General features: G+C 52.5%; 27 protein-coding genes. 12 read left to right on the top strand and 15 right to left on the bottom strand.

All coding sequences use genetic code 11. The features are described 5' to 3' along the window. Positions 1–69 precede the first annotated feature (69 nt). The 6 genes from H6F75_RS05425 to H6F75_RS05410 all read left to right on the top strand — a co-directional run bounded on the left by H6F75_RS05425 (position 70) and on the right by H6F75_RS05410 (position 4,189). Positions 70–873: a cyanophycinase gene (locus H6F75_RS05425; protein WP_190749990.1), complete on the top strand. Its 804-nt coding sequence runs from the start codon at positions 70–72 to the stop codon at positions 871–873. Between the two features lie 59 nt (positions 874–932). Next, on the top strand, positions 933–1,466 hold the full coding sequence (locus tag H6F75_RS27685) for a Na+/H+ antiporter NhaC family protein (RefSeq protein WP_199303769.1): 534 nt from the start codon (positions 933–935) through the stop codon (positions 1,464–1,466). Positions 1,467–1,475: 9 nt separating this feature from the next. Continuing rightward, complete coding sequence (locus H6F75_RS27680; protein WP_199303768.1) at positions 1,476–2,150, top strand: Na+/H+ antiporter NhaC family protein; 675 nt, start codon at positions 1,476–1,478, stop codon at positions 2,148–2,150. Continuing rightward, positions 2,090–2,413, top strand: a complete 324-nt coding sequence (locus H6F75_RS28725) for a Na+/H+ antiporter NhaC family protein (protein ID WP_347710611.1) — start codon at positions 2,090–2,092, stop codon at positions 2,411–2,413. The genes H6F75_RS27680 and H6F75_RS28725 overlap by 61 nt, the downstream gene beginning before the upstream one ends. Further along, positions 2,379–3,449, top strand: a complete 1,071-nt coding sequence (locus H6F75_RS05415; RefSeq protein WP_190749988.1) for a succinylglutamate desuccinylase/aspartoacylase family protein — start codon at positions 2,379–2,381, stop codon at positions 3,447–3,449. The genes H6F75_RS28725 and H6F75_RS05415 overlap by 35 nt, the downstream gene beginning before the upstream one ends. A 161-nt stretch (positions 3,450–3,610) precedes the next feature. Continuing rightward, the gene (locus H6F75_RS05410; protein WP_190749986.1) at positions 3,611–4,189 is read left to right on the top strand and encodes an HdeD family acid-resistance protein; all 579 of its coding nucleotides are present in this window, start codon (positions 3,611–3,613) and stop codon (positions 4,187–4,189) included. Between the two features lie 168 nt (positions 4,190–4,357). On the opposite strand, the gene H6F75_RS05405 is transcribed toward H6F75_RS05410, so the two are convergent. Beyond that, positions 4,358–4,966: a DedA family protein gene (locus tag H6F75_RS05405; protein ID WP_190749984.1), complete on the bottom strand. Its 609-nt coding sequence runs from the start codon at positions 4,964–4,966 to the stop codon at positions 4,358–4,360. A gap of 348 nt (positions 4,967–5,314) precedes the next feature. On the opposite strand from H6F75_RS05405, the gene H6F75_RS05400 reads away from it, so the two are divergent. After that, positions 5,315–6,415 (top strand): DUF3616 domain-containing protein, encoded by a 1,101-nt coding sequence (locus tag H6F75_RS05400; protein WP_190749983.1) that lies wholly within the window; start codon positions 5,315–5,317, stop codon positions 6,413–6,415. A gap of 164 nt (positions 6,416–6,579) precedes the next feature. Here H6F75_RS05400 and H6F75_RS05395 read toward each other — a convergent pair whose 3' ends face one another. The 6 genes from H6F75_RS05395 to H6F75_RS05370 form a co-directional block, all read right to left on the bottom strand. Continuing rightward, positions 6,580–7,497, bottom strand: a complete 918-nt coding sequence (locus H6F75_RS05395; RefSeq protein WP_190749981.1) for a CHAD domain-containing protein — start codon at positions 7,495–7,497, stop codon at positions 6,580–6,582. Between the two features lie 11 nt (positions 7,498–7,508). Further along, the gene (locus tag H6F75_RS05390) at positions 7,509–7,952 is read right to left on the bottom strand and encodes a DUF6335 family protein (RefSeq protein WP_190749979.1); all 444 of its coding nucleotides are present in this window, start codon (positions 7,950–7,952) and stop codon (positions 7,509–7,511) included. A gap of 251 nt (positions 7,953–8,203) precedes the next feature. After that, positions 8,204–8,632, bottom strand: a complete 429-nt coding sequence (locus H6F75_RS05385; RefSeq protein WP_190749977.1) for an MgtC/SapB family protein — start codon at positions 8,630–8,632, stop codon at positions 8,204–8,206. Next, on the bottom strand, positions 8,629–9,528 hold the full coding sequence (locus H6F75_RS05380) for a YihY/virulence factor BrkB family protein (protein WP_190749975.1): 900 nt from the start codon (positions 9,526–9,528) through the stop codon (positions 8,629–8,631). The genes H6F75_RS05385 and H6F75_RS05380 overlap by 4 nt, the downstream gene beginning before the upstream one ends. Before the next feature lie 277 nt (positions 9,529–9,805). Continuing rightward, positions 9,806–9,997: a hypothetical protein gene (locus H6F75_RS05375; RefSeq protein WP_190749974.1), complete on the bottom strand. Its 192-nt coding sequence runs from the start codon at positions 9,995–9,997 to the stop codon at positions 9,806–9,808. Positions 9,998–10,420: 423 nt separating this feature from the next. Next, a complete protein-coding gene (locus H6F75_RS05370) occupies positions 10,421–10,882 on the bottom strand; it encodes a tryptophan-rich sensory protein (protein WP_279308286.1) in 462 nt (153 codons plus the stop codon). 359 nt (positions 10,883–11,241) lie between these two features. Between H6F75_RS05370 and H6F75_RS05365 the strand changes: the two genes are divergently transcribed. Continuing rightward, positions 11,242–12,870, top strand: coding sequence for a WG repeat-containing protein (locus H6F75_RS05365; RefSeq protein ID WP_190749972.1), 1,629 nt, complete (start codon positions 11,242–11,244; stop codon positions 12,868–12,870). A gap of 6 nt (positions 12,871–12,876) precedes the next feature. On the opposite strand, the gene H6F75_RS05360 is transcribed toward H6F75_RS05365, so the two are convergent. Next, positions 12,877–13,260: a nuclear transport factor 2 family protein gene (locus tag H6F75_RS05360; protein WP_190749971.1), complete on the bottom strand. Its 384-nt coding sequence runs from the start codon at positions 13,258–13,260 to the stop codon at positions 12,877–12,879. 201 nt (positions 13,261–13,461) lie between these two features. Between H6F75_RS05360 and H6F75_RS05355 the strand changes: the two genes are divergently transcribed. Next, positions 13,462–14,352 carry an AraC family transcriptional regulator gene (locus tag H6F75_RS05355; RefSeq protein ID WP_190749969.1) on the top strand — a complete coding sequence of 297 codons (891 nt, stop codon included), beginning with the start codon at positions 13,462–13,464 and terminating at the stop codon, positions 14,350–14,352. On the opposite strand, the gene H6F75_RS05350 is transcribed toward H6F75_RS05355, so the two are convergent. The 3 genes from H6F75_RS05350 to H6F75_RS05340 all read right to left on the bottom strand — a co-directional run bounded on the left by H6F75_RS05350 (position 14,340) and on the right by H6F75_RS05340 (position 16,908). Further along, complete coding sequence (locus tag H6F75_RS05350; protein WP_190749967.1) at positions 14,340–15,140, bottom strand: MOSC domain-containing protein; 801 nt, start codon at positions 15,138–15,140, stop codon at positions 14,340–14,342. The genes H6F75_RS05355 and H6F75_RS05350 overlap by 13 nt on opposite strands. A gap of 146 nt (positions 15,141–15,286) precedes the next feature. Further along, positions 15,287–16,405, bottom strand: coding sequence for a WG repeat-containing protein (locus H6F75_RS05345; protein ID WP_190749965.1), 1,119 nt, complete (start codon positions 16,403–16,405; stop codon positions 15,287–15,289). Positions 16,406–16,497: 92 nt separating this feature from the next. After that, a complete protein-coding gene (locus H6F75_RS05340; protein WP_190749963.1) occupies positions 16,498–16,908 on the bottom strand; it encodes a hypothetical protein in 411 nt (136 codons plus the stop codon). Positions 16,909–16,934: 26 nt separating this feature from the next. Between H6F75_RS05340 and H6F75_RS05335 the strand changes: the two genes are divergently transcribed. Beyond that, positions 16,935–17,135 (top strand): hypothetical protein, encoded by a 201-nt coding sequence (locus H6F75_RS05335; protein ID WP_206754672.1) that lies wholly within the window; start codon positions 16,935–16,937, stop codon positions 17,133–17,135. A gap of 135 nt (positions 17,136–17,270) precedes the next feature. On the opposite strand, the gene H6F75_RS05330 is transcribed toward H6F75_RS05335, so the two are convergent. From H6F75_RS05330 to H6F75_RS05320, 3 genes are all read right to left on the bottom strand, one after another. Beyond that, a complete protein-coding gene (locus tag H6F75_RS05330; RefSeq protein WP_190749960.1) occupies positions 17,271–17,849 on the bottom strand; it encodes a hypothetical protein in 579 nt (192 codons plus the stop codon). A 161-nt stretch (positions 17,850–18,010) separates the two neighbouring features. After that, a complete protein-coding gene (locus tag H6F75_RS05325; protein ID WP_190749958.1) occupies positions 18,011–18,562 on the bottom strand; it encodes a GNAT family N-acetyltransferase in 552 nt (183 codons plus the stop codon). 918 nt (positions 18,563–19,480) lie between these two features. Then, the gene (locus H6F75_RS05320; protein WP_190749956.1) at positions 19,481–20,083 is read right to left on the bottom strand and encodes a Uma2 family endonuclease; all 603 of its coding nucleotides are present in this window, start codon (positions 20,081–20,083) and stop codon (positions 19,481–19,483) included. A gap of 528 nt (positions 20,084–20,611) precedes the next feature. Here H6F75_RS05320 and H6F75_RS05315 point away from each other — a divergent pair. Further along, positions 20,612–21,388 carry a sterol desaturase family protein gene (locus H6F75_RS05315; protein ID WP_190749954.1) on the top strand — a complete coding sequence of 259 codons (777 nt, stop codon included), beginning with the start codon at positions 20,612–20,614 and terminating at the stop codon, positions 21,386–21,388. A gap of 61 nt (positions 21,389–21,449) precedes the next feature. Further along, entirely contained in the window at positions 21,450–22,151 is a 702-nt protein-coding gene (locus tag H6F75_RS05310) for a fatty acid desaturase (protein ID WP_190749952.1), read from the top strand. Between the two features lie 178 nt (positions 22,152–22,329). On the opposite strand, the gene H6F75_RS05305 is transcribed toward H6F75_RS05310, so the two are convergent. Continuing rightward, positions 22,330–24,234 (bottom strand): GUN4 domain-containing protein, encoded by a 1,905-nt coding sequence (locus H6F75_RS05305; RefSeq protein WP_190749949.1) that lies wholly within the window; start codon positions 24,232–24,234, stop codon positions 22,330–22,332. Positions 24,235–24,242: the final 8 nt, after the last annotated feature.

The raw sequence follows: 24,242 nt of genomic DNA, 5'->3' as shown, positions 1-24,242 counted from the left end.
TAGCACGACCAGCCCGCCAATCTGGGATGCTGGGATTCTGTAACAACAGACACCTCAAGGAGAATCACCATGGGTACTGACCAACAATTGGGCGCACTAGTTATTATTGGCGGCGCGGAGGATAAAGAAGGCGACTGCGTTGTCCTGCGAGAATTCATCCGGGCCGCTGGTGGGGTTGATGCCGAGATCGCCGTTATGACGGCCGCCACCAGCCTGCCCGGCGAAGTGGGCGATGAGTACACTCGTGTGTTTGAGCGGATTGGGGCCAAGCGCGTCGATGTGGTGCACACCGATCGCCGAGAAGACTCTGAACGCGAGGAAAATTTAGAAAAAATCAAAGGAGCTACCGGCATCTTCTTTACCGGCGGCGACCAGTCTCGCATCGTTGAATACATCAAAGACACTCCCTTAGACGAAGTGATTCACCAACGCCATCGGGAAGGAGCCGTAATCGGCGGCACCAGCGCCGGGGCCGCGATGATGCCCGACGAGATGATTGTGGGGGGCGCTTCGGTGTCAAACCCCAGCGTCGATGCAGTAGAGATGGGCCCAGGCATGGGTTTCTTGCCCGGTGTTGTAGTCGACCAGCACTTTGCCCAGCGGGGAAGACTGGGTCGGCTGCTGGCTGCCTTAGTACTACAGCCCGCCGTCATTGGCCTGGGCATCGACGAAAACACGGCCATTATCGTTACTGGCGATGAGTTTCAGGTCGTCGGGGCAGGCACCATCACCGTGGTCGATGAAAGCACCGCTACCCACAACAACCTGGAAGGGTTGCTCAAGGATGAACCCATTGCCCTGTGCGGCGTCAAGCTGCACATTTTGCCTCACGGCTACCGTTTTAACCTCAAGACCCTTACACCGATCGTGTAGCTACTAGGAAATGCTTTATGGCCCAGCCCTCTGACGGTTCGCGCCCCCCTCCTTTTTAGATGCCGATTGGCCTGATTGGCGGAGCGGTTACTCTCTTTGGGCTGGCAGCCATCGATGGCCCCGTGCAGGTAACGCTAATTTTCAGCGCCATGGCTGCCGCTGTTGTGGCCCTTAAAAACGGCAATTCCTGGTCAGAGATTAGCGCTGCCGGAGGGCGGGCCGTGGCCTCAGTCACCAGCGCTATTTTCATTTTGCTAGCGGTGGGGGCGCTGATCGGTATCTGGAATATGGCGGGCACCATCCTCACCCTGGTCTACTACGGCATTCAGATTTTGCAGTCGGGCTGGTTTTATCTGGCCTCAGCGGTCATCTGTGCGATCGTCTCGGTGGCCATTGGCAGCTCCTGGACGACCGCAGGCACGATTGAGGTGGGACTGGTGGGTATTGCTACCGTGCTAGGAGTTTCCCCAGCGGTAACAGCGGGGGCAATAATCTCTGGCGCTTACTTTGGCGACAAGACGTCTCCGTCAGAGACCACGGTGTTGAGCGCCCAGCTAGTGGGCATCGACATCTACACCCACATTCGTGCTTAGCTATGGACTTTGGGGCCGGCCTTCATCATTGCCCTGATTGTGTTTGCCATTATTGGCAGCCAAACGGATGTCACCGCTGGGGTAGAAACCGTTACCGATCTCAACCAGCTCGATCAGCTATTTTGGATTACGCCCCTGGCTTTGTTCCCCATGCTCTTGCTAGGGTTTCTCTCCTATCGCCAGGTGCCGGCCTCGCTGACAATTATGGTAGCTACGCTGGTGGGTGGGTTGACGGCGGCGGTGCTGCAACCTGAAGCGGTAATGCGCTTTGTAAACGAGCCAGGGACGGCAGCGCCGCTGGTGTTTCTCAAGGGCGTTTGGTTGGCCATAGCCAATGGCTTTAGCGAAAACTCGGGCATTGCCGATGTCGATCGCCTGGTCTCTCGCGGCGGTATGGACAGCATGCTCTACACCCTGTGGATTATTATTGGGGCCGTGACCTTTGGCACCATCATGGAAGAGTTTGGTATGTTGACCAAGCTGATTAGCCCAGTGCTGTTGCGGGCGCGCACCCAGGGCAAGCTATTTGCGACGGCGATCGGCCTGAATATTTTTGCGGGCGACCCGTACATTGCCCTGGTGCTGCCCGCCCACATGTTTCGGATTGAGTTTCAAAAGCGGGGTTGCAGCCCCAAAACCTGTCGCGTTTGGCCGCCGATGGGGGTACTGTTACCTCAGCCCTGATACCGTGGAATTCTTGCGGTGCGTTCATGGCGGTGACGCTGGAGTCTCTACATTTCTGTATTTTCCCTTTGCGGTTTTTAACATCGCCAGCCCCATTCTGTCGCTGCTCTACGGCATTACGGGCTTCAAAATTGACAAGCTGCCCACCGCCCCTGGCCCTGCCGCCGAGGCGCTTTAGGCTAGGGCAGTTACGCAACCGCTGGTGTCCACAAATTCCGCTGAGCCACTATGACGACTCTCATCAACCCAGGTTCCGTCTCTGACCTTGCCAAGACCATCTATACCGGCGACATCCTCCAGGGAGTGCCGGTGATTAGCCACCTAGGAGTGGGCGACCTGGCTCCAGGGCACAGCCATCGGTTTTTCTTTGAAGGGGTGCAGATGGCGACCGGCCAGCACTGGTATGTGCCGGTGGTGGTGGCTAAGGGCGATCGCCCCGGTTCCTGCGTGGGTCTCGTAGCGGGTATTCATGGGGATGAGGTCAGCGGCATTGATGCGGTGCAGCGAGTGATGGCCCAGCTCGACCCCACGGCGATGGCGGGCAGCGTGGTGGCGGTGCTGGGAGTGTCACGCCCAGCGGTGGAGTATATGCGATCGCACTGGCTGACGGCCCAGGGCGGCGGCTCGCAGGTAGATATGAACCGGGTCTGGCCCGGTGATGAAACCGGGGTCAATGCCGCCACTCGCCACGCCGGGCTGCTGTGGAATCGCCTGCTAATCACCAACGTCGACCTGGTGATTGACTACCACACGGTGACGACGGGCAGTGACTTCACTCTGTTTCTGTTTGCCGACCTGCGCCAGCCCACAGTGCGGCAAATGGCAGAACTGTTTCCGGTTGAGCAAATCCAAAACGATCCGGGGCTAGTCGGCACCCTCGAAACGGCTCTGGTAGCGGCGGGCATTCCGGCCCTGACGGTGGAAATTGGTGGCCCTAGACGGTTCGACGCCAGCAAAATTGCTCGGGCGGTGGAGGGCACCTGCAACGTGCTCAAGCACTACGGCTTGGTCGATGGCCCCCTGGGGCGCACCACCGCTGAGGTGGGCACGGTCTATGGCGATGCTCTAGAGACAATTCGCGCCACCACGGGTGGCTTTTTAGAGCTGCTAGTAGATCTGCGCGATCGCGTCATCCCTGACCAACCGGTAGCGATCCAGCGTAATGCCTTTGGGGATGTGGTAGCCGAGTATCGGGCCAGCGTAGTTGGCGAAATTGCCGTGGTCGCCCGCGACGCCCTCTGCGAACCCGGTTCGCGCGTGGTGCAGATTCTCTACAGCCGCAGTGAGGTTGGTGCATGACTACCATCAGTGTTGCCCCAGCGAGGATCCCCTAAATTTTAATGGGGCTCATACGGTTTACATCTATTAATTTCACTGACGTTTTTGGCGCATACAATTTTCTCAGTCGTTTCATTTCACTAGTCGCAAAGCTATGAACAACGAAATGAGAGGAAACTGTTATGACAACCGATTTTTTGTCGAGCGAAGAGATTAAAAAGTCAACTAACTGGGTTATTTTGCTCAGCATTGCGCTGATTGTGCTGGGTATTTTGGCGATCGTTTCGCCGATGGTGGCCTCGGCCTTTTTTACCGCCATGATGGGGTGGATTTCCCTGATCAGCGGCATCGTTATGGTGGTTGAATCCTTTCGATCGCATCCAGTTAGAGGTTTTTGGCTCAACCTCATCGTCGGTATTTTCTATGCCGTAGCAGGCCTTTATATTCTGTTTAACCTGGGCGCAGCGCTGCTGGCCCTCACCTTTGCCTTTGGCGTTTTGTTCATCGTTGAGGGCGTTTTTACCATCGTTATGGCCTTTACTCAAAAGGCTGGCCGCAGCATGTCTTGGCTAGTGGCGTTCAATGGCGTCGTCACCCTAATCTTGGGCATTATGGTGCTCAATCGCTGGCCCGTTAGCGCCCTGTGGCTGATTGGCCTCTATGTTGGCATCAGTCTGCTGATGAGCGGCATTAGTTTACTGGCGGCGGCCCTAGCGGCCCGCAAAGCAACGGCTGATACGACTACTGTGGCCGATGCTTAAGTAGAACCCAGCTGTGGTTTGGGTTGGTTTCACCCTAGGGGAATCCTCCCTGCGGTGGAGCGATCGCTTTAGGCAAATACTACCTACTCAAAGCCGCCGTCAAAGTTGATTTGGTGGTGGCTTTTATACTAATTCGACAGAATTTTTCGTCAAAATCTCAACGGGAGATTAAGCCTGGCGGCGACGGCGATCGACCACCCAGATAATAAAGGCGATCGCACAGCTAATCAGCACGATTTTACTGACTGGGCCAAGCCACACCTGCACCCGCTCAAACTGAGCCCCTAAAATGTAGCCTGCTACCGCCAGCGTCCCCGTCCACAGCAGGGTGCCCAGGGCCGAGTAGCCCAAGTAGGGCAGCAGCGGCATGTGGCTCAGCCCCGCTGGCACCGACACATAGGTGCGCACCCCCGGCACCATGCGGCCTGCCCCTACTATCCAGCTGCCGCCACTCTTCTGAAAAAAATCCATTGCCTTTTCAATATCTTTGGGCTTGAGCGTCAGCCAGCGGCCGTAGCGTTTCACCCAGCCCATTATCTGTTCCTGGCTGATTAGCCGACCCACCACGTACCACGCCGACGCCCCAATTAACGAGCCGAGGGACCCCGCCAAAATCACCCCAACCAAATTCATGTCAGAGCTGTCACGGCTGACAAACCCCGCCAGTGGCATCACCAACTCTGACGGAATGGGCGGAAACAGATGCTCCAGCACCATCAGGCCAAAGATGCCAACATAGCCAAGAGACTCAATCCAGGTCGTGATCCAGTTGAACATGGGGAGGAGGAGAAGGTTAAAGCGGTTAGGAGCGGGTCTGAAATTTGAGATTTAACGGGATGGGGGAAGACGCTGAGCGTAAGATAACACCTTGTGCCTCTATGGCAACTATTGCAGTACATCGTGCTGCTAAGCGAACAGCTTAACCGTTTCAGTTAAGTAACCGACCGCCAGCCTTAAATCCTTAGCTGAAGGATTACGCTCCCCAAACCTATGGGAGAGTTGAATTTTTAGTCCTCTATCCGCATGTAGAATGTTGGCCCTACACAGAGCTATTCCTATCCTTTGAAAGAGGTTATCATCAGCCGAATTGTTTAGAGTAGTCTCAAACTGGCGTTCGTGGTCATCATGCCCAATGGATTTTTGCTCAGCCGCGCTCTACTTAAGTTTCAAACCGAATCCGAAGATTTAATTGGCGAGCTATCCGCTATAACCCGCACCCCGGATGGTAATCTCTGGCTCGGTTCTGACGAATTTACTACTCTGGAGCGGCTGAGCCCTATGGGCGATGGGGTCTATGGCAACCACAAAACCTTCCATCTCCAAGAATTTATTCAGCTCTTTGATAATGAGTCTGAAATTGATATTGAAGGCCTTGCCTACTGCGACGGCTATCTTTGGGTGGTGGGCTCCCACAGCTTTAAACGCACTCAGGCCAAGGGTAAAAAGCAGCACAAAGATATTCAACGGCTCTCCGAAATTGAGCATGACCCCAATCGATCGCTGCTGGCTCGGCTGCCAGTTCTCAATGGCGAAATTGTGCAAACCTATGCCCTTCCTGACAACAAAGGCGGTGCCCTTACCGCAGCCAACTTAAAGCAGGTGAGCGGTCACAATCTGCTGCTAGAAGCCCTTGCTGAAGACGAGCACTTGGGGCTATTTCTAAAAATGCAGCTGCCCTCCAAAGACAACGGCTTTGATATCGAAGGCATCGCCGTTAGCGGCAGCAAAATCTTTTTGGGTCTGCGCGGCCCGGTGTTGCGCGGGTGGGCAATGATTCTTGAAATTGAAGTAGAAGATGCCGAACCCGGTACGCTCACGCTTAAAGATTTGGGGGAGGGTTGTCTCTACCGCAAACACTTTCTTGATCTCAATGGTCAGGGCGTTCGCGAACTGTGCTTCTACGACGGCGATCTGCTGCTGCTGGCCGGCCCGACTATGGAGCTAGAGGGCGCCATGCAGGTGTTTCGTCTTGAGGACGTGCTTGAGCACACCAACGATACGCTGTGGAGCCAAGAATCTGGTCGGCTCAAGGTCTTGTTTGATCTACCGTTTACTATCGGCTCTGACCATGCCGAGGGCCTCACGTTGATGCCCTGTCTAGGCTACGACGATGGGCTAATGGTGGTCTACGATTCGCCAGACGACAATCGTCGCCCCGACCCTAAATCAATATTTGCTGACATCTTTCAACTACCCAAGCAGACTAGCAATGCTCAGATAGATTAGGCGTGATGAGCGATCGCAAATTCTATTCCATTGCCCTAATTTGTTGGCAGAACGAATGCCGCTGTGCCCTGTTTAAATTACCTTTGTTGCACTTGAACTTAAATCAAGCTCAATAGTTGGTGGCTAAGCAAAGTTGAGGCCACCAACTGTTTTCAGTTTTGGAACTAACTCGAACTCGAAAACTCAGGCCGCCAATAGCTGTGAATACGCTTGATAAACGGTTTAGGCTCCTCACTATAAAGTTTTCTCCCTAAATCCTTAGCCTGCTGATGCAGCTTATCTTGTCGATGAACCAGCAGGGGCATGAGCACCTGCGAATGAGTATCGCTGAGTGCCACATTTGAGGGGTGATGTCTCAAAAAGTGTTGCAGAACAGCGCTGTCATGGCCGTCGCCCAGCAGTTCGGAGAGGTAATGAGCTTCGGAGCCAAACGCTTCCATAATAGGGGGCCAAATCTCCTTCAGTAAACAGGAGCTGTACCACAGATCTTTGACTCGCTTGCGCCAGTCGTGAAACGCCTCGTCGCTACCGTCTTTGTAGGCGGAGTGAAATCGCTCTCGTCCCTGCCGATAAACTTGCTCTAGGCTTTTGGAGACCGCTTTCCACCCCGTTTGATGAAGGGTAAGCTGGCTTAGCCGCTCCTTACTCGCTTCTAAGTCAGCCAGAATGGGCGCGATCGCATCATCGCGATCAATTAGTGCCTTGAGTTCGGATTTATAGAGATCTGTCAGGTTGACTTGCAGCTCAGAGAGTCCTTTATTCTCAAGCGATATTCCATAAATTTCGATTAGGCTGTCCAAGGTTTTTTGATAGACAGCACCATCTCGGGCCGGAGCAAGAGCTTGACCAATACTTCTTAACTGCTCGTTTTCCCGCTGATAAGCCTTTTCGCCTATCGACTTTCGCACCAGCCGCAGCACCGCTCGCCCCTTTTTTAACCGCTTGCGCGTGCTGTGAATCGCCTGTTCGGGGGCTTCTCGAATGCCGTCGCTTAGCTCTTGGATTGCTTTCTCAAGCTGCTCGTTAAGAATGCGTTGAACATTGGCCTCAACGGTACTGTCGGTGAAAAATCGATAGGCCATAGCTGTGACAATTAAGACTCAAGATCCTTAGACTCCGGATCGAGTTCAAACCGTTGGGCATCCCGACGATTCATTTCGTTGAGGACGCCAACGGGGTGCTCGGGCTGAGTGCTAATGCCCACAGCGTCAGCGAGAGCGTCAACATCATTTTGTTCGGGAGTTGGCGTAGTGCCGCCAACGGCCTCTTCACCAACCGTTTCGGCTCGCTCTGCAACCGCATCAGGGTCACCCCCAGTTAAAGGGCTACTCGTTTCCATAGCGTTATAAGCCGTCACGTCGGCTCCGAGGTGCGCGCTGTCGTCGCTTTGCCCGACGCGGGCTTCTTCAACCTCAGCCTGACTAGGGGGAAGGTGGATTACGGGTTCGTTGGACGGCGGTGGCGCTGCATCTATCTCATGGGGAAGTTTTTCAGTGAGATCAGATTGTTGTGAGTTCATCGAGTTATCGTTAGCCATAAATTCAAGGCCGCGTTACATCATTGCGATCGCAGCGACGACGCTATGACATCAAAGCAAAGACACCTATAGTCAAACATTTGCCGCTGCTGTTGCTGTCAACCCTGAGGAATCAATCCACACTAGCAATCTTGCTAGCAGAAATTTATCATCCTATAGGTGGATTTTAGAAGGCTTTGTTGTCTTCGACGTTAAAAGCAGATAGCGGTTTTGCTAACAAATATTTGCTTAATAATAGGGAGTTTATGGTGTTACACACGGCTTTCGATAAATTTAACTAGGCGTAGAATAATTAAGGCAAATCCTGTGCTCAAAAGGCCCAGCTGCCATAGCCCTAACCCAGCAGCGACCCCTGCGCCAGCAGATACCCAAATAGCCGTGGCAGAGGTCAGCCCTCGCACCCGATCCTCCCGAAAAATAGTCCCTGCTCCCACAAACCCAACCCCAGTGATAATGCCCTGAAGAATGCGACCCATGGCGCTATTATCCACTTGAGCCATGCCGCTTTGGATGGTTACTAAAACGAATAGAGCGGCCCCTAAGGAGACCAACATGTTTGTTCTTAGGCCAGCAGCTTTGCGGCTAAATTCTCTATCGATACCAATCACAGTCCCCAAGGCAACAGCAACGGCCAATCGACCGGTAACATCTATCCAGGAAATGGGTGAAAGGGGAATCATGATTGCCCGGGCGATGGCTCTCGCTGAACGGCATACTTATTGGGTTTAATCTGCGAGCCAAAGCGACGACTATAAACCTGAGTAAGTTCGGCTCCATAGAACAAAATTTGGGCCGAATAAAACACCCAAACCAGCAAAATGATTACGGAACCTGCTGCTCCATAGGACGAGCCAAAACTGCTGTTGCCTAAGTAGAGACCGATGAAATATTTGCCTACGGAAAATAAAATGGCGGTGGCAGCGGCCCCAAACCAAACATCGCGCCAGGCAATAATTGCGTCGGGCAAATATTTGAACATCATGGCAAAGAGCAGGGTGGTCAGACCAAAGGCCAGCACAAAATTGAAGAACTGAACCAGAGCATCTAAACCCGGCATTAGCGTGTTGAGGTAGCCTGAAAATCCAGAGATCGCCGAACTGACAATCAGCGACACCAGCAGCAGAAAGCCAATAACGATCACCATTCCCAACGACAGCAGTCGTTTGCGAAGCTGAGCGATCAGGCCAATTCCAGGGCGAGCTTCCAAATTCCAAATCGTGTTAAGCGACAGTTGTAGTTGCGACAGCACTCCCGTAGCGCCCACCAACAGCAGCACAACGCTAATGGCTGAAGCTAGCCAGCCAGAACTCTCCCCAGGGCGATTGGCGTTGTCGAGCACGGTGCGCACAAAGTCGGCGCTGGCCCCACCCATCAGCGATTCGACTTGGCCCATGAGCTGGTCACGCACGGCGCCGTTATCAAAAAAGAGGCTGGCGATCGCGATCGCTAGAATCAGCAGAGGCGCTAGAGAAAATAGAGTGTAGTAGGCTAACGCAGCAGCCAACTGCGAAGCTTGGTCTTGGTTCCACTCCTGAAAAGCCTCTTTGAGTAGTCGCCAAACCTGTTTTGGACTCATTGTCAATACTCTGAATTTTTAATTGCGTTATGGCTACAAAAACGTCAGATCGGTTAGCTCACCTTCTGATATTTTGTTTCTGTTGTTTAAGCAGTAGAACTAGATTGTTGTACTGCTCATTCTTCTATACAAAGAGAGCGATGAAGTTGCTCTCGATTAACTCATAAATCTTTGGTCAGCAGGTTGGATACACGAATGGCAGTCTAACTCAAACCAAGTTTTACTTAGTTCTGCCAACGCGTACCCAACCTGTGTGATAACTAAGAGGGTAGAAGCCTTAATCGTTGCCTTCGCCGCCTTCGCCACCTTCGCCTTCTTCAGTTTCCTCTTCCTCACCTTCGACAGACTCAGCCTCGTTCGGCGTTGTTTCTAGTTGCTCATCGCCTTCTGTGTTTCCGCCAGCGTCACAGGCAACAGTCAAAGAAGAAAGTCCAAGCACCAACGGTAAGACCATCCAGCTTGCTTTCATGGTATTTCTCTGTAAAATAACTGAATTAGTCTAGAGTCTGGAGTAAAGGGTTTGTCTCTATCGCGAGGTATAATTTTTTCAATCTAAACGCATAAATTTTAGCTGAGATAGTTAATGGGGAAAGTAGAATATAAAAATTGGCTCTCAAATTTCTTTAATCTGAGACCAAACAGATCTTGATGCCAACTCTTTGCGATTGGAAAGATGACTTCTATCAAGTTTTTGGAACTTAGCTACGAGATATAATTCAAGGTTTTTGGCAGAGATCGCACTACTATTTCGTATGATCAAGACTAGCGAGTTGTTAAAGGCGCAACGCAGATTCCTCCAGCGTATCGTCAACCCGAAGACCAGGATTCTCGTAAGTTAGGGACACTAAAGCGGAAGCCAACCTACACACTCAGGTTCGACAGACTATCAAGTTTACTGACCTGGATTTAGCTTTACCATCTGCCAGGTAATCAGCGTTCCTACTGGGCTCCATAGCAGAAAGGGGATCAGCAAGAGGAAGGCTTTGGTGTCTACCTGCGCAACTAGCAAGGCCAGCAGTAGCCCGAACACAAACCCCGCCGCTCCGATCGCCGTACCTGCTCGCAAATTCTGCAAGTTGCACATGACCGGGTTATAGCTCACAATCAGCAACTCCAGCAGGATGTATCCCGCCATGAACCACCAGCTCTGGGTTTGGGTCCAGACAATGTAGGCCGACCAGCCGCCGCAGATAAATACCGCCATCCACACAACAGGAATGGCAAACTCAAACTTTAGCCAGTCGGGGCGCCGCTGCCGCTTAAACCACTTAATACCGCGAGGCCTAATCAGGCTAGACGCAGACGCGATCGCCGCTCCCACCACCGCAATTACCAACCAGGCTGGAAACATCATCCACCTCATAGGATCTGACTAAACTAAACCAGACCAGGACTGCCGCGACATCTTACCCATGGCACAACTTAAAAAATTGGCAAACTGGGGATGCCAGCCTGCCATAGGTCTTGTCAAACGGTGTGGAGGTTTGATGGTGGCGCGTGATGGTTGAGGGGGAGTTGGCGATCGCGGTGCAATGGGTAAGAGCGTTGATGGAGTGGTGGGCAGTTCCCACCCTACTTTTACTGTATTCAGTCTCATTTTGAGCCTGACTAGAGCTATATAGGTTGAAATAGTTTTAACGGATGAAACAATTAGGCATTAATCCTCTATTGTCTGCTGATAATTCTTAAAGCCATTGACCTGTCTGGTGTAGGATGACCGTTCTCAAACTGCTTCGCTCTATTACCCTTTCAGCAACCGCAACTGCTACCTGGGCTTTAGCTGCTTCCAGCGCCCTTGCTTTTTCAGATACCCAATCTCATTGGGCCACCAACTGTATTGACCAGTTAGCGGCGCAGCGGCGGGTGAGTGGTTATCCCGAGGGCAGCTTTCGCCCTCAGGCCACCTTGACTCGCACTGAATTCGCTGTTCTTATGCTCAATTCGTTTGGCAACGTTGAGCCGACTCGCAGTGCGCCGACGTTTCGAGATGTGCCCTCTAGCTTCTGGGGCTATCGAGCGATTCAGGACGCCTACGCGCGCGAGTTTTTCTCGGGCTATCCAGATGGCACGTTTCGACCGACAGAGGCCATTCCCCGAGTGCAGGCGATCGCAATTTTGGCAAATGCCACTCACATGAGCAGCCCGGAACCAGCGGAAACTGTTTTGCCGCGCTATTTTGACGATGCTCAGCAGGTGCCGCCCTACGCTAGAAATGCGATCGCAGCCGGAACGGTGGGGCGTTTGGTCGTTAACTATCCAAACCCGCGACAATTACAGCCCAATCGAGCCATCACTCGGGGCGAGGTGGCGGCCTTGATCTGCCAGTCCCTCAACCTCCCTCGGACGCTGCCCCTAGAGTATGTGGCAGGCGATCGCACGGTGTTTACGATTCCGCCTGAACTGGGAGGGTTTGATCGCTTTTCAGAGGGGCTAGCGCCCTTCTTAGTCAATGGAAAAATTGGCTATATGAACCAACAGGGAGCAACTGTAATTGCGCCGCAGTTTGACGAAGGGGGAACGTTTTCCGACGGGTTAGCGGCGGTGCGGGTCGGGGATCGCTGGGGCTTTATCGATCGCACGGGAGCCTATGTCATTCCCCGGCAATTTACGACCCGCCCTGAGAACTTCTCTGATGGCTTGGCGGCCTTTCGCACTGAGGGTCAGCTAACTGGGTTTATTGACAAAACGGGTGCGATCGCAATCGAGCCTCAGCCCTATTACGTGACCTCTTTTACGGAAGGGCTAGCCGCGATCTCAATCAATGGTCAATCTGGCTTTATCGACAAAACGGGGGCGATCGCAATTCAGCCTCAGTTTGAGCAAGTCAGGGCCTTTTCCGATGGGTTGGCTGCTGTAAAAGTGCGTTCTTCTCCCACAGCTAGCGCGCTGTGGGGCTATATCGATCGCACTGGGGCATTTGTGATCGAGCCCCAGTATTACGATGCCGAGCCTTTTTCTGAGGGATTGGCCGCTGTTCTAGGCCTCAGTGGTGACGGACGCACCTGGGGCTACATTAACCGCGCCGGTGAAACGGCAATTCAACCTCAATTCTTTGCCCATTCAGAGTATCAAGGCCCGGTGACGACTCCTTTTTCGGGAGGCATTGCTATGGTGCGTCGGGGCGAGCAGGCTGGATTTATTGACCGCACGGGGCGATATGCGATCGCAACTCAGTTTGTGGATGCTGATCGGGTCTCGAATGGCATGGCACGGGTTAATGTAGGCGGCACCTGGACCCGAGTGCAGACGGGCTGTACCCAAAGTGACGGCTGCTTTTATTCCAGCCAACTCCGAGGTGGCAAGTGGGGCTACATTCAAATGCCGCGACCTGCTAACCCATAGGCGCGGTTAAGCACCGAGTTCGGGCGATGGCAGTGGACAGACTTCCATCGCTTGAATCAAGCCCTGCTCAATAGTGAAACGGTGGCCAACGTGCTCGTCGGCCAGCACAGCTCCGGCCAGATCGCGCACGACCTGATGCACCTCGACCAAGATCTGCCCAGCATCCTCAGGGTGAAAGGCAACCGGTTCGACGTGGCCATCGATCTCGCGCCACTGCTCCGTCCAGTAAGCACGGACTGCTTCAGCTCCACGGACAAAACCACCTTTGAAGGCTCTCGGCCAATGCACGCTGGGAGTCATGAGGGCGAGAGCAGCGTCAATGTCACGCGCGTTAAAGGCCGCATATGCTGTGCGTAGCAGCTCAATTTCTGGTGCAGATTGATCTGGCATAAGAAGTAGGAGAAAGAGATGGGACAGTGTCTAACTTGCGATCGGATGAACTTTCTCCCTTCTATTGGGATACTCGCTACTATCGCCTTTTGTGGACACCTTTACAGTAGGCACAGCCTCAACCTGTCGTCTCATCCAATTCTGCTAAAATTATCCTAATCCTGCTTGGGATGTGAAATCTTGACTGGGTTAAAACCCATCATGAACCATGCACCCTTCACACTTGATCTGACAAACCAGCAGGAAGCAGCGCGAGTGCTGCCACAAACACCCTTAGTCGCTAGCTATCATGCGGGATGGCAAGGATTAACTTTCATTCACTACCGCCATCCTCCCCACAAAACGGTGGAGCATAGCCTTCTACAACATTCACTAGTAATCACAGATTCCAAAAGTTGCTTTCAAGCAGAGCGTCATTTAGACGGCAAGTTTAAACACTACGCCCACGGCAACGGTCGCGTAGATATTATCCCAGCCTTTCTCAGTCATTGGACGAACTGGAATCAGGAAGTCGAATTTTCGGTGATTGCAATTTGTCCAACATTGTTGAATCAAACCACCCAGGAATTGACGCAGGGTAAAACAGAACTGATTCCACAGTTTTCGATCGATGATCCGGTAATCCAGCAGTTAGCCCTCGCGCTTAAGACGGAAATCCAAACGGGTTGTATGTCTGGCAGATTGTATGGCGAGTCGTTGGGAACAGCGCTTGCCGCTCGTTTGGTGCAGAACTATGCAGTCAGCAAACCTGCGCTTGAGTTCAAAGCCAACGGATTACCCCGATCACAGCTGAAGCGAGTTATTGACTACATAAAGGCGAATTTAGCACAAGATTTATCGATTTTGGATTTGGCGAGCCTGACCAGCATGAGCGAATCCCACTTTAGCCGCTCCTTCAAGCAGTCAGTGGGAATTGCGCCCTATCAGTATTTGATGCAACAACGTGTAGAACGAGCCAAGCAATTACTGAGACAGCAAGCCATTTCAATTAGCGACATTGCTCTAAATTGTGGCTTTTCAAATCAAACTCATCTGACAAAAGTCTTCCGGCAGATGACAGGGGTGACACCCAAAGTTTATCAAAAACGATGATCCAATTCGATAGGATCGCCTTTTTTTAATACTCCTTCAACTAAAACTGCACAGTAAAGTCCAGCAAAGTTGTCGTGTGCCTGGGCCACTTTCCGTGACACTTCGGGGTTGTGTTCGCCTGTGTCTGGATCGAGCGCAATCATCCTGCAACGCGGGTCGCGCTCAAGCACCATGACCGTCGCGGTTGCACCAATTCGTAGACGGCGACCGACAAAACTATCTTCAGCAAATCCGCTTTCGTCTGGCGCAAAATCGAAGTAGACGTTTGCTCGAAAACGCCGCTTATCAATGGAGATCGAGCATTCGGATTCAATTTGTCGAATCGTGGATAAGCTGATCAACGAAATCGGGCGACAATCAGTTAACGCCCGGTCTGAATGCACAAGTTTTAGCTGGGTCTTTTCGTCGAGTCCTTCACCCAGTAGTTGTATCAGTTCTGGGTCATCGACAGAAATAGTTTTGCTTGATGGGGTGACAATATCCAAAATCATGTCTTCTGGGTCACTGTTGGCGGGTGTCACCCCAGGTGCTATGCTCGCTGCTTCGGTTAGATTCGGCGGTTTTGAGGCTCGTTCTGGGTAGCGATATTGTGGCTGATATTGCAACATTTGTTGCTGCACATTCGCGTTCAAATAGGGAAATCCTTTGCGAGCGGTAGAGCTTTTGAAGGCGTAGCAGCGATCGCCGTAGATACCAGAAAACCCCATAAAGATTTCGGGCATTTCTACGCCGCGCATGCTTTTAACTGGGTAGCACCACAAGCTTTCGACGGTTCCGATAGTGGTCATATCAAAACTGAAAATCTTATTTTAGCTGGCTACTGCTAACTGGTTGAAGTCATAGGCTTGAATCAGCCTGATGTGCCAAGCAATCACCGGACCTTTTCTCGGGAAGGAGCTGGATGTATTGGTACTAGGATAGACGAGCTTTCTCCTTAGCGGTAGATAAAGTCGCAGTGATCGCCCCCAAAACAGACGCGGGCAAACCCATCGGAAAAGGAATAGGCATCATCATACACAGGACGAATCGCCCAGCGACCTTTGCGATCGATGAATCCCCAATGACCACCAAACCCCTGCTCATCTTCATCGACCCGTACCGCTGCCAGCCCTAGCCGAAACTCCGACGCACCATCGAATCGCGGTTTGATGACCCATTTCCCAGCTTTATCGATGTAGCCAGATTTTTCGGATTCTACAACCGCAATACCGTCGGAAAAGGCCATGGTTCGGGCTGGGCGAGGGGGAATGCGCCAGGCTCCTGTGGTGTCGATATAGCCTCCGCCCTCATCGGTGGCAACAGCCGCTAACCCTTCGGAAAATGCGATGGCTGAGCGGTATTGAGGCGGAATCACCCAATTCCCAGCTAGATCGAGAAAGCCCCAATAGTCACCGTCTTGCGCTGCTGCTAAGCCTTCGTGAAAGGGTTGCAAATCCGTGAATTTTGGGGAAACGATCCATTGCCCGGCACGATCGATGATGCCCCAGCGATCGCCTACTAGCACTGACGCACGGTCATTTACAAAACCATCTGCTGCGTCGAACTGAGGTGAAATTACCCACCGTCCATCTCGGTTGATGTAGCCCCAGCGGTCGTTTTGGTACACCGAGGCCATGCCCTGCTGAAACTGATAGTCCGCGATGAACTTCATGGTTTGTGGCCTTGGCAACGGCGTTCGCTGGAACTGAGGTTTAATCACCATCTCACCGGACGGATTGATGAACCCATACAGCCCATTTTTCATGACCGCCGCCAGCCCTTCCGAAAAATCTTGAGCCAGCTCAAACTCAGCAGGGATAACCAGTTTCCCTTGGCGATTGATGTAGCCATAGCTCTGGAACACCGGCTCGACTTGGGCCAACCCTTCGTGAAAGCTATGGGCGGAAACAAACCAGCGATTGACTAATAGTTGCCCGGTCTGTGGCGTGATGTCTTTGGAGCGGACGGGATGATCGCATCCCCCAGTCCCCAGCATCACGCACCCCAACAGAACTATGCACCACAGGCTCAACCTCAATCGCCGAATCCACCGCCGCTTTGGTTTCACAGCCATGCCAACACTATCCACTCTAGAAATCTAAAATACAAAAGGTCACAGACTTAGCTTTGTTGGGCTCTGTTAGTGCGTTACCCAATTTACAGGGCTTAGTTACCCATATAAGGCTCTCCTGATAAAAGCATCACGAGAAGCATACTCATCCAAAGTGCGAATGTTAAATAGATTAATAAGGCAAAACAATTGAGTACTAGCCTTACTACTTTTCGCCATACACGCTGTTTTTGTCTAATTGCTGTGATGACTTTTATTACTCCTATAATAACGAGGGGCAAAGTTGCGATCGCAGCTAAAAGCCAACCGCAGAAAAAAGAGATAACTGGTGCTACTTTAAACACTACATGCGTCAGCATTATTAGACAAGCCAGAACGAGCAAGCCTGCACAATTGAGTTCTATGAGGAGGTTGCCCATACTAGATTGTGCTTGTTTGCGATGTTTAAAGGCACTTTTAGCAATAAGAACTCCATGCAGTCCAGTCAACCCAGCAATTACGTACATTAATGTTTAACTCCGGCGTAAAAGGCATGATGTCTTTTGAGCGCACGGAGATGGCGATCGCATCCCCCAGTCCCCAACATCATGCACCCCAACAGAACCATGCACCACAGGCTCAACTTCAACCGCCGAATCCACTGCCGCCCTGGTTTCACAGCCATGCCAACACCATCCACTTCAAAATCCAAAATTCAAAAGGGTTTCGGGGGAGATTGGCGATCGCCTTCTGAGTGCTTACGAGTTCACTGACTTCCTTAAAAGGTATCTCAGATATTGATGCGAAGCCAGCTGATGCTGTCCATTACCCGCCAGGAATTTTTGGCGCTAAGCAATCAACCTCCGACGGTCAACGTTCATGGATGTTGTTAGGCATTATTCTGAAATAGTTGCCTTAATATATTCTCAACCTCTCGTGGGTCACGAACTTCCAAAAATCCTATCTCCTCACTTCTTGGGTCTCCATCATTGTCTATCCATTCCCGAATAGCAATAATCACATCACCCGTTCCGTCAGCTCTCTCTTTCCGATATACATCTTTTAATTGATCAGGCAGGTAGCTTCTGATTGTAGTAGACCAACCACTTTGAATAGAGATAGCTCGTTTGTTTGTCACTAAGTAAACTGACTTTTTTGCTGCTTGCCATACTAATAGGGGACTAGACAGCATCCCAAAGCCAGTCAGCATAAAAGGTATACCAAAAAGGGCAAACAAATGCTGAGGTTGTAAATCCTCTCTTAAATTGGGAAGTTTAAACTCTAGTGCCGCCCACATCCAAAATATCGTGAAGATAGTCCAGGGAATACCAAATAAAACACATCCGATGGAATCTGCTGTGAAAAAACGAGGTATTGGTTGCCCAACCCATCTTATAGACTCTCCTGGTTGAAGCTCATTATCTATTTTTCTACGAAGCTCTTTTGAAATCTGTAAATTACTTGACATAGTAAGCTCTTTGTTTAGCTAAAAACCCTTACGCCATAAAGAAAAGAACTAACCATTTAGCTTGACGTTGCCCATCACCCACTGCAGAACTCTTTGACACTCACAGATAACCTCTCAGCGGTCGGTGCGTATGGGTGTTGTTGGGCTGTGTACGTGCATATTTATAGAGGACGCTGCCAAGGCTCACTGTGTTGCTGATATCCAGCTCGTTCAAAAGTAGAAATCATCGGGATATTGCTCACATCCGTATCGCAGAAAACTCTCCAAACTCCTACATCTTGCAGTACTCTCGTTCCTTTTAACAGCAGATCGGTTGCAAAGCCCTGCCCACGATGTTCTGGCAAAACCCCAATGTAATAAACAGTTGCTTCTTCCAAGCCATTTCTAGCACCACCTTGATAAATCACAGGAAAAACAAACCCGATGATTCTATCATCGCTACTAACCCCTACTTGCCACCATTCATCTTGGTGCGAGAACCCATCTGTGGACTCGGTTAAAAACTGCTCAGCAGCTTGGCGAGAACCATGTTCAATGACTTGTTTTTGATCGCTGGCATCGATCGATGATTCCATAACCTGAGCAACTAACGAAAGTAATATCTCGTAGCTCAACGATTTGGCAGTTTTGAATTTTAATCGGGAAGGAACCTCAATCAACGGCTTAGGCTCTTCCCAGACAAAAGGCACTTTCAAGTAAGTTTGCTGATTCACAGAGTTACCTGAAATTTTCAGTGTTTTTAAGGGTGTAGCTTAGCCCAAGCTCGCACATCAATAGATAACTTTTCAACTACGTCCTAATTAATAGCTTGAGCAACCTGACTCGTTATTAGAGAGAACAATTTCGTCTACACAGCAGATTAGGTAGAAAGATGTCAGTCTAACTGCCTCATATGGTCGACTAGATGGAAAAAATCAGCATAGCCATCCCTCTATTGAAAGCTGCAATCTTTCAACTTCCCTTTAAGATTAGCTCTCCTCCAGTGTTGACGGGGAGCTTTTGTACTAGTGTTCTCTTTTCTTAAGCCGTTCAGCAGAGTGGACCCGCAGAACTCGAAAATCTTGGCGCTGTCCGTAGGTGGTGAGACGCCCACGAACAGCCAACCAACGACTGGAGTGACCTATTTCCGTGCCGCTCACCAGCGATATTTATGGCTCAGCATCCAGCGAAACCTAGATCTAGATAGCGATTCTGGGACGGATACTCGTTCCGAGTCGGTTCCCGAACGCTTCGCGAATCGCCACTAAAACCATACTGATCGAGTAACGCTCGCCGCCCGCCCCCGACGGCATACTCTTTGCTCTCGGGGGCTGCGATCGCCAACCCAAAGCATCCTGCCCCCGCAACTTGGCATGCTGAGCAACCCGTTTAGCTTACATAGGCCGATGTAAAGCGAAGTGGCACAGCTGTATAGCTTACACAGGCCGATGTAAAGCGAAGTGGCACAGCTGTTTAGCTTACACAAGCCGATGTAAAGCAAAGTGGCACAGCTGTACAGCTTATACAAGCCGGTGTAAAGCAAAGTGGCACAGCAGTGTAATGCTTTCAAAGGGCATAATTGCCAATTTCAGACCCACAGCATCTCAATGAACCTGTCAGTGTAGCCCTCACCTGCTAGCAGACTACCCTCATCAGAGGTCAGAGGTTTCTTCAGCTTGCTCTAGGGTTACGTCTTCGTATAGGGCTGCGATGGTGGCGGTAAAGCCGATGCTCTTTAGGCAAAATGTAGCTGTTTTGGGCACGGCTGTTTCGGGCATAAAATATTGCAACACCCACAGCCCCGCCTCATTGCGGCGAAAGCATTCCACCCGCTGGTGGCGTGTGTTGATCAACACGTATTCTTCTAAGCTCTCCAGGGTTTGGTAGTCAGCAAACTTATCGCCCCGGTCGAAGGCTTCTGTAGAACTAGACAGCACCTCTACCACCACCTTAGGAAAGCGTTTGTAGGCCGAGGTTTCCTGGTCGTGCGGGTCGCAGGTCACCATTACATCGGGGTAGTAGAAGCGATCGCGAGCCTCAATGCGGGCCTTCATCGCTGAAATATAGACCCGGCAACCCGTGCCGCGCACGTGGTTGCGGAGCAGGGCACCAAGGTTACCTGTAAGGGTCACGTGCCTGTCCCTAGCCCCAGCCATGGCAGAGACTTTCCCCCCAAAGTACTCATGCTTGATGAGGCTTTTGGCCTCGAACTGAAGATAGTCTTCAGGGGTGAGATATTGCGGTGAGGCAACCATAGCAGTGGGTAACGTCAACAATCGAGTTTCAGCCCGTAAGCCAACCTCCAATCATCCTACTGTCTGTGGCTGCTGTACCGTAATGGCCAAAGACCGGTCTTATATGGTCAACGCAACTGCTAGTCACATCAGTAAAGTGGAGGATTTGCAGTATGACAAATTGTTGGCGATCGCCCTTATAAAAACTTAAAAAACCGCCCAAACGACGGGTGGTGATTTGCTGTTGGCAGGATAGGGTAAGGCCAATGGGGTAGGTTGTCCAACTCGCTTGAGGTACAGGTTCCTACCACCGGAAAAACTGAGGTGACACTCTGGCGTATTAGCGCACCAAGGAGTGTACAGCATGTCTTAACCAACCTGACGATGGCAACAACCACTCCTTAGGGGGTGAGCGATCGCCAGGCCCAACGGCTGACCTGCTGCTAAACTCGGTCTACATTGGGCAGCCCCAGCTGCTTAGACCGTTGACGCGCACCTCAGGCGGATACCACTGCACTAATTAAGGGCCTAAAAAGGAACTAAATCAACTTGAGAGAACAATCCTTTGAGTTTTACAGCATTGCCTTTTTAGGGATCATTATGTTCCGCTATTTTTTAGTGGCAGGTATCACCTACTGGGTCTTTTATTCGCCAATCAGTCGGTCGTTTATCAACCATCGACTGCGGCATCGGGTGCCATCTTGGCCAGCAATTCGCCACGATATCAATCTTTCGGCGCTGTCGGCTCTGGTGTTTGCGTTGGCCGCGGGCTTCATCCTCTCCTCCTACGAGGACGGAGCTACCCGCCTCTACACTGACCCAAGACAATATGGACTGTGGTATTTGGGGGTTAGCTATAGTGCAGTCTTGGTTTTGCAAGATACCTATTTTTATTTCACCCATCGGCTGTTTCACCACCCCAAGCTGTTTGCTTGGCTACACCGGGGACACCACCGCTCGCGCTACCCCACCCCCTGGACTTCTTTTGCATTTGATCCCTTAGAGGCCGTCGTTCAGGCGCTCTTTTTAGTCGGCATTGTCTTTGTGCTGCCGCTGCATTTCATCACGGTGATTGCCGTACTCACAACGATGACGGTATGGGCTGTTCTTAACCATTTGGGGCCAGATCGTCTTCCGGCTCTGTTCCCCCACCACTGGCTAGGTGAGTGGGTGATTGGTCCCGCCCATCACTCCATTCATCACCTCAAATATGCCGTGCACTATGGGCTTTACTTCACGTTTTGGGATCGGCTGCTGGGCACCCAAGACCCAAACTATACGCAAAACCTCAGCGACTTTCGATTTGGTCGCAGCGACAGCGTTTAGCCCATAGCTCTAGTTTTTGATTACTGAAGTTTATAGCCTGGTTTTTAGGCCATTTTTTGTAATGGGTATTTTTGTTGCCTTAGTAATTGTGGCACTCTGGCTGAGCAGTTTAGCCGGGCTTTTGCTGGTAGATATAGCTCAGCTCAACCTGCTGTGGATGTTTGCGGCCATACTAGGGCGCACTTACATTCAGACTGGGCTATTTATTGTGGCCCATGACGCCATTCATGGCGTCGTGGCGCCGAGCGATCGCCGCTTAAACCACGGCATTGGTCAACTGGCCGTTAGCCTATACGCCCCCTTGTCTTACCAGAAACTGTCTACCAACCACTGGCGGCATCATCGATATCCTGGTCAAGCTCAAGATCCCGATTTTCACGATGGCATTCACCGCAGCTTTGCCCGCTGGTATTGGAAATTTATGTCGGGCTATCTCAACGGTCGCGAAAAAGTGGTCATGCTGATCAAGCTAATCGCCATAGGCCTAACGCTCATCATTGGATTTCAAATTCCTCTCAGCAACCTGATTCTGTTTTGGCTTTTGCCCATCGTGTTGAGTTCGATGCAGCTGTTTCTGTTTGGCACCTACTTGCCGCACCGCGCGGGGCAAGTTAACCCCCACAGCGCGACTAGCAGCAACTATCCACTCGTGCTGTCGCTGTTGACCTGCTACTACTTCGGCTACCACTGGGAGCACCACGAATATCCCAATCTTCCCTGGTATCACCTGCCCTCAGCCCGCCAGTCCAATGCTTGGAATTAGGGGTGCATCCCATTTTTGTAACCCACCCTTCGGGAAGCAAGCTACACCCTAAATCCCTCTCCCGTTCTGGGAGAGGGACTTTGACTCTGGCTCCCCTTCTCCCAAAACGGGAGAAGGGGTTGGGGGATGAGGGCTGGGATACACCCCGCAACTGAGGTGGCCTAATGGCCACACTGGTCTACTGCACCAGGCCACGGTAGGGCTGCCAGAGCTGCACCCGCTGACCCTGGGCCATCAAAAACCGACCATCGGGGCTGAACTGAAACTGACCGACGTCGTGGATCTGCGAGAGCGACTGCCCAGTCGCCACCGACCAGAGGGTCATTCCCTGGCCGGGGATGGGCTCGCTCTGCACCAGGGGCAGCAGCAGGGTGCTGGTGGCCAGGGTCTGTCCGTCAGGGCTAAACGCCACTTCGCCCAGGTTGGTCGGTTGAATAGGGTGCCCCGCACTTTGGTTGAGTGTGAGGGTGTGAACCGTTTCATTGGTTTGCCGGTTCCATAGGCGAGCCGTTTTGCCGTCGCTGGTAGCCAGACGCTGGGAGTCGGGGCTAAAGGCCAGATGCCGCACGGGCTCAGTGTGCCCGGTCAGGGTGAGCTGGCGTGCGCCGGTAGTGGCGTTCCAGAGCTTGACGCTGTTGTCGCGATCGCCCGTGGCCAGAATTTGCCCATCGGGGCTAAAGGCCAGCGGCAGGAGGGGGGAGCGGGTTGCGGCTCGGTTCACCAGGGTCCGCACCTGTTGCCCAGTAGTGGCATCCCAAAGCTGGAGGGTGTTTTGGTCAGTTGCTGTGGCCAACCGCTGACCGTTGGGGCTAAACCGCAGGGTGTGCACCATGCCATCGGCGGCATTCATCGATATCGTCCGCAACAGCTGCCCGGTCTGTAGGTTCCACAGTTTTAGGGTTTGGTCAGCGCTGGCGCTGGCCAGCGTGGTGCCGTCGGGGCTGATGGCGATCGCCCGCACTGCATACCGATGCCCCTGAAATGTGCGAATCTGCTCGCCCGTCGTCGCCGACCAGAGCCGCACCACACCGTAGGACATGCCCGCCGCGACCATCTGGCTGTCGGGGGTAAACGCCACGGCATTGGCCACATCCCCAACGATGCGAGTTCCCTGCCCCGCCGGCTCCTGGGGCGGATTTCCTTGGGCCGATGCCTCCAGGGCTGGCCCTCGGTGCAGGGTAATGATGCGGTTGCCGCGCTCAGCATTCCACAGAGCCAGGGCGCTTTCGCCACGGGTGCACGATCGCTCGTAGCTGTAGCTGCCGATGGCAATCACCGCCCCGTTGGGGCTAATGGCCGAGGACGCAGTGCGAATCGGGCACTGGGAGTCGGGATAGAGAGATTTGAGATCGATACTTCTGGCCAGCTGGGGTTGCTGCCAGGAGCCGATCGCCGGCACGGGTAGCTCTAGGGCTGTGTCTACCCAATTGAACAGCACCGGTATGTACTGGTTGAACCGTTCGCCCTGGAGGTACATGGCGTCGATGGTGCAGCTGCCACAGCTTTCAACCGTCAGAATTTTCCTGATTTGCTCCCAGCTCACCCCAGCCCAGGGCAGGTGACCCACAGGCGCATCCAGGGAAGGGTTAATTTCTTGCTCGGTCAGCCATTCCCCAGCGATGAAGGTGGGGTCTTCCATGCCGGCAGGGCGCGTCCAGCCGACGCGATCGCCAAAGGCCTTCGCCGCCACCGCCGAATCTACTGGGTTCGCGGCTCTCACCTCAGCCCAAATTTTTTGCTGCACGCTAAAGCCAAACCGACCGTCGCTCGCCTCAACCCAGAGCTGATCGAGGGTTTGCAGCACCTCTGGAGGAATGTTGGTCGCCAGCGGCGGGCTGAGAATATCACCCCTCGGATGAATCCAGGGGTCTAGAATACGGCGGGTTTCAGCATCGGCGGCGGGCCAGTCTTGGGCGGCCAGGTGCGATCGCAGCGCTCCCACATCTACCGCCTGGGCCTGGGCCCAGTTTGTCTGCTGAGCAGTTGGGTCGATCTGAGCCTGGAGGGAATTCGTCGGCCAGCTCAACGTCGCCGCCAGCACCAAACCCAGGCCCAGGTAAGCCAGCCGTTTGAATCGCTTCATGTTGCCTC

The organism is Nodosilinea sp. FACHB-131, from assembly GCF_014695395.1.
Taxonomy (GTDB): Bacteria; Cyanobacteriota; Cyanobacteriia; order Phormidesmidales; family Phormidesmidaceae; genus Nodosilinea.
The sequence above is the reverse complement of the archived record's forward strand: the minus strand, read 5'-3'. Positions and strand labels throughout refer to the sequence as shown.

What these genes read in the sequence shown, in the direction of transcription:
- H6F75_RS05425 (WP_190749990.1), top strand. Translation starts at nt 70, where the DNA reads ATGGGTACTGACCAACAATTGGGCGCACTAGTTATTATTGGCGGCGCG.
- H6F75_RS27685 (WP_199303769.1), top strand. Translation starts at nt 933, where the DNA reads ATGCCGATTGGCCTGATTGGCGGAGCGGTTACTCTCTTTGGGCTGGCA.
- H6F75_RS05415 (WP_190749988.1), top strand. Translation starts at nt 2,379, where the DNA reads ATGACGACTCTCATCAACCCAGGTTCCGTCTCTGACCTTGCCAAGACC.
- H6F75_RS05410 (WP_190749986.1), top strand. Translation starts at nt 3,611, where the DNA reads ATGACAACCGATTTTTTGTCGAGCGAAGAGATTAAAAAGTCAACTAAC.
- H6F75_RS05405 (WP_190749984.1), bottom strand. Translation starts at nt 4,966, where the DNA reads ATGTTCAACTGGATCACGACCTGGATTGAGTCTCTTGGCTATGTTGGC.
- H6F75_RS05400 (WP_190749983.1), top strand. Translation starts at nt 5,315, where the DNA reads ATGCCCAATGGATTTTTGCTCAGCCGCGCTCTACTTAAGTTTCAAACC.
- H6F75_RS05395 (WP_190749981.1), bottom strand. Translation starts at nt 7,497, where the DNA reads ATGGCCTATCGATTTTTCACCGACAGTACCGTTGAGGCCAATGTTCAA.
- H6F75_RS05390 (WP_190749979.1), bottom strand. Translation starts at nt 7,952, where the DNA reads ATGGCTAACGATAACTCGATGAACTCACAACAATCTGATCTCACTGAA.
- H6F75_RS05385 (WP_190749977.1), bottom strand. Translation starts at nt 8,632, where the DNA reads ATGATTCCCCTTTCACCCATTTCCTGGATAGATGTTACCGGTCGATTG.
- H6F75_RS05380 (WP_190749975.1), bottom strand. Translation starts at nt 9,528, where the DNA reads ATGAGTCCAAAACAGGTTTGGCGACTACTCAAAGAGGCTTTTCAGGAG.
- H6F75_RS05375 (WP_190749974.1), bottom strand. Translation starts at nt 9,997, where the DNA reads ATGAAAGCAAGCTGGATGGTCTTACCGTTGGTGCTTGGACTTTCTTCT.
- H6F75_RS05370 (WP_279308286.1), bottom strand. Translation starts at nt 10,882, where the DNA reads ATGATGTTTCCAGCCTGGTTGGTAATTGCGGTGGTGGGAGCGGCGATC.
- H6F75_RS05365 (WP_190749972.1), top strand. Translation starts at nt 11,242, where the DNA reads ATGACCGTTCTCAAACTGCTTCGCTCTATTACCCTTTCAGCAACCGCA.
- H6F75_RS05360 (WP_190749971.1), bottom strand. Translation starts at nt 13,260, where the DNA reads ATGCCAGATCAATCTGCACCAGAAATTGAGCTGCTACGCACAGCATAT.
- H6F75_RS05355 (WP_190749969.1), top strand. Translation starts at nt 13,462, where the DNA reads ATGAACCATGCACCCTTCACACTTGATCTGACAAACCAGCAGGAAGCA.
- H6F75_RS05350 (WP_190749967.1), bottom strand. Translation starts at nt 15,140, where the DNA reads ATGACCACTATCGGAACCGTCGAAAGCTTGTGGTGCTACCCAGTTAAA.
- H6F75_RS05345 (WP_190749965.1), bottom strand. Translation starts at nt 16,405, where the DNA reads ATGGCTGTGAAACCAAAGCGGCGGTGGATTCGGCGATTGAGGTTGAGC.
- H6F75_RS05340 (WP_190749963.1), bottom strand. Translation starts at nt 16,908, where the DNA reads ATGTACGTAATTGCTGGGTTGACTGGACTGCATGGAGTTCTTATTGCT.
- H6F75_RS05335 (WP_206754672.1), top strand. Translation starts at nt 16,935, where the DNA reads ATGATGTCTTTTGAGCGCACGGAGATGGCGATCGCATCCCCCAGTCCC.
- H6F75_RS05330 (WP_190749960.1), bottom strand. Translation starts at nt 17,849, where the DNA reads ATGTCAAGTAATTTACAGATTTCAAAAGAGCTTCGTAGAAAAATAGAT.
- H6F75_RS05320 (WP_190749956.1), bottom strand. Translation starts at nt 20,083, where the DNA reads ATGGTTGCCTCACCGCAATATCTCACCCCTGAAGACTATCTTCAGTTC.
- H6F75_RS05310 (WP_190749952.1), top strand. Translation starts at nt 21,450, where the DNA reads ATGGGTATTTTTGTTGCCTTAGTAATTGTGGCACTCTGGCTGAGCAGT.
- H6F75_RS05305 (WP_190749949.1), bottom strand. Translation starts at nt 24,234, where the DNA reads ATGAAGCGATTCAAACGGCTGGCTTACCTGGGCCTGGGTTTGGTGCTG.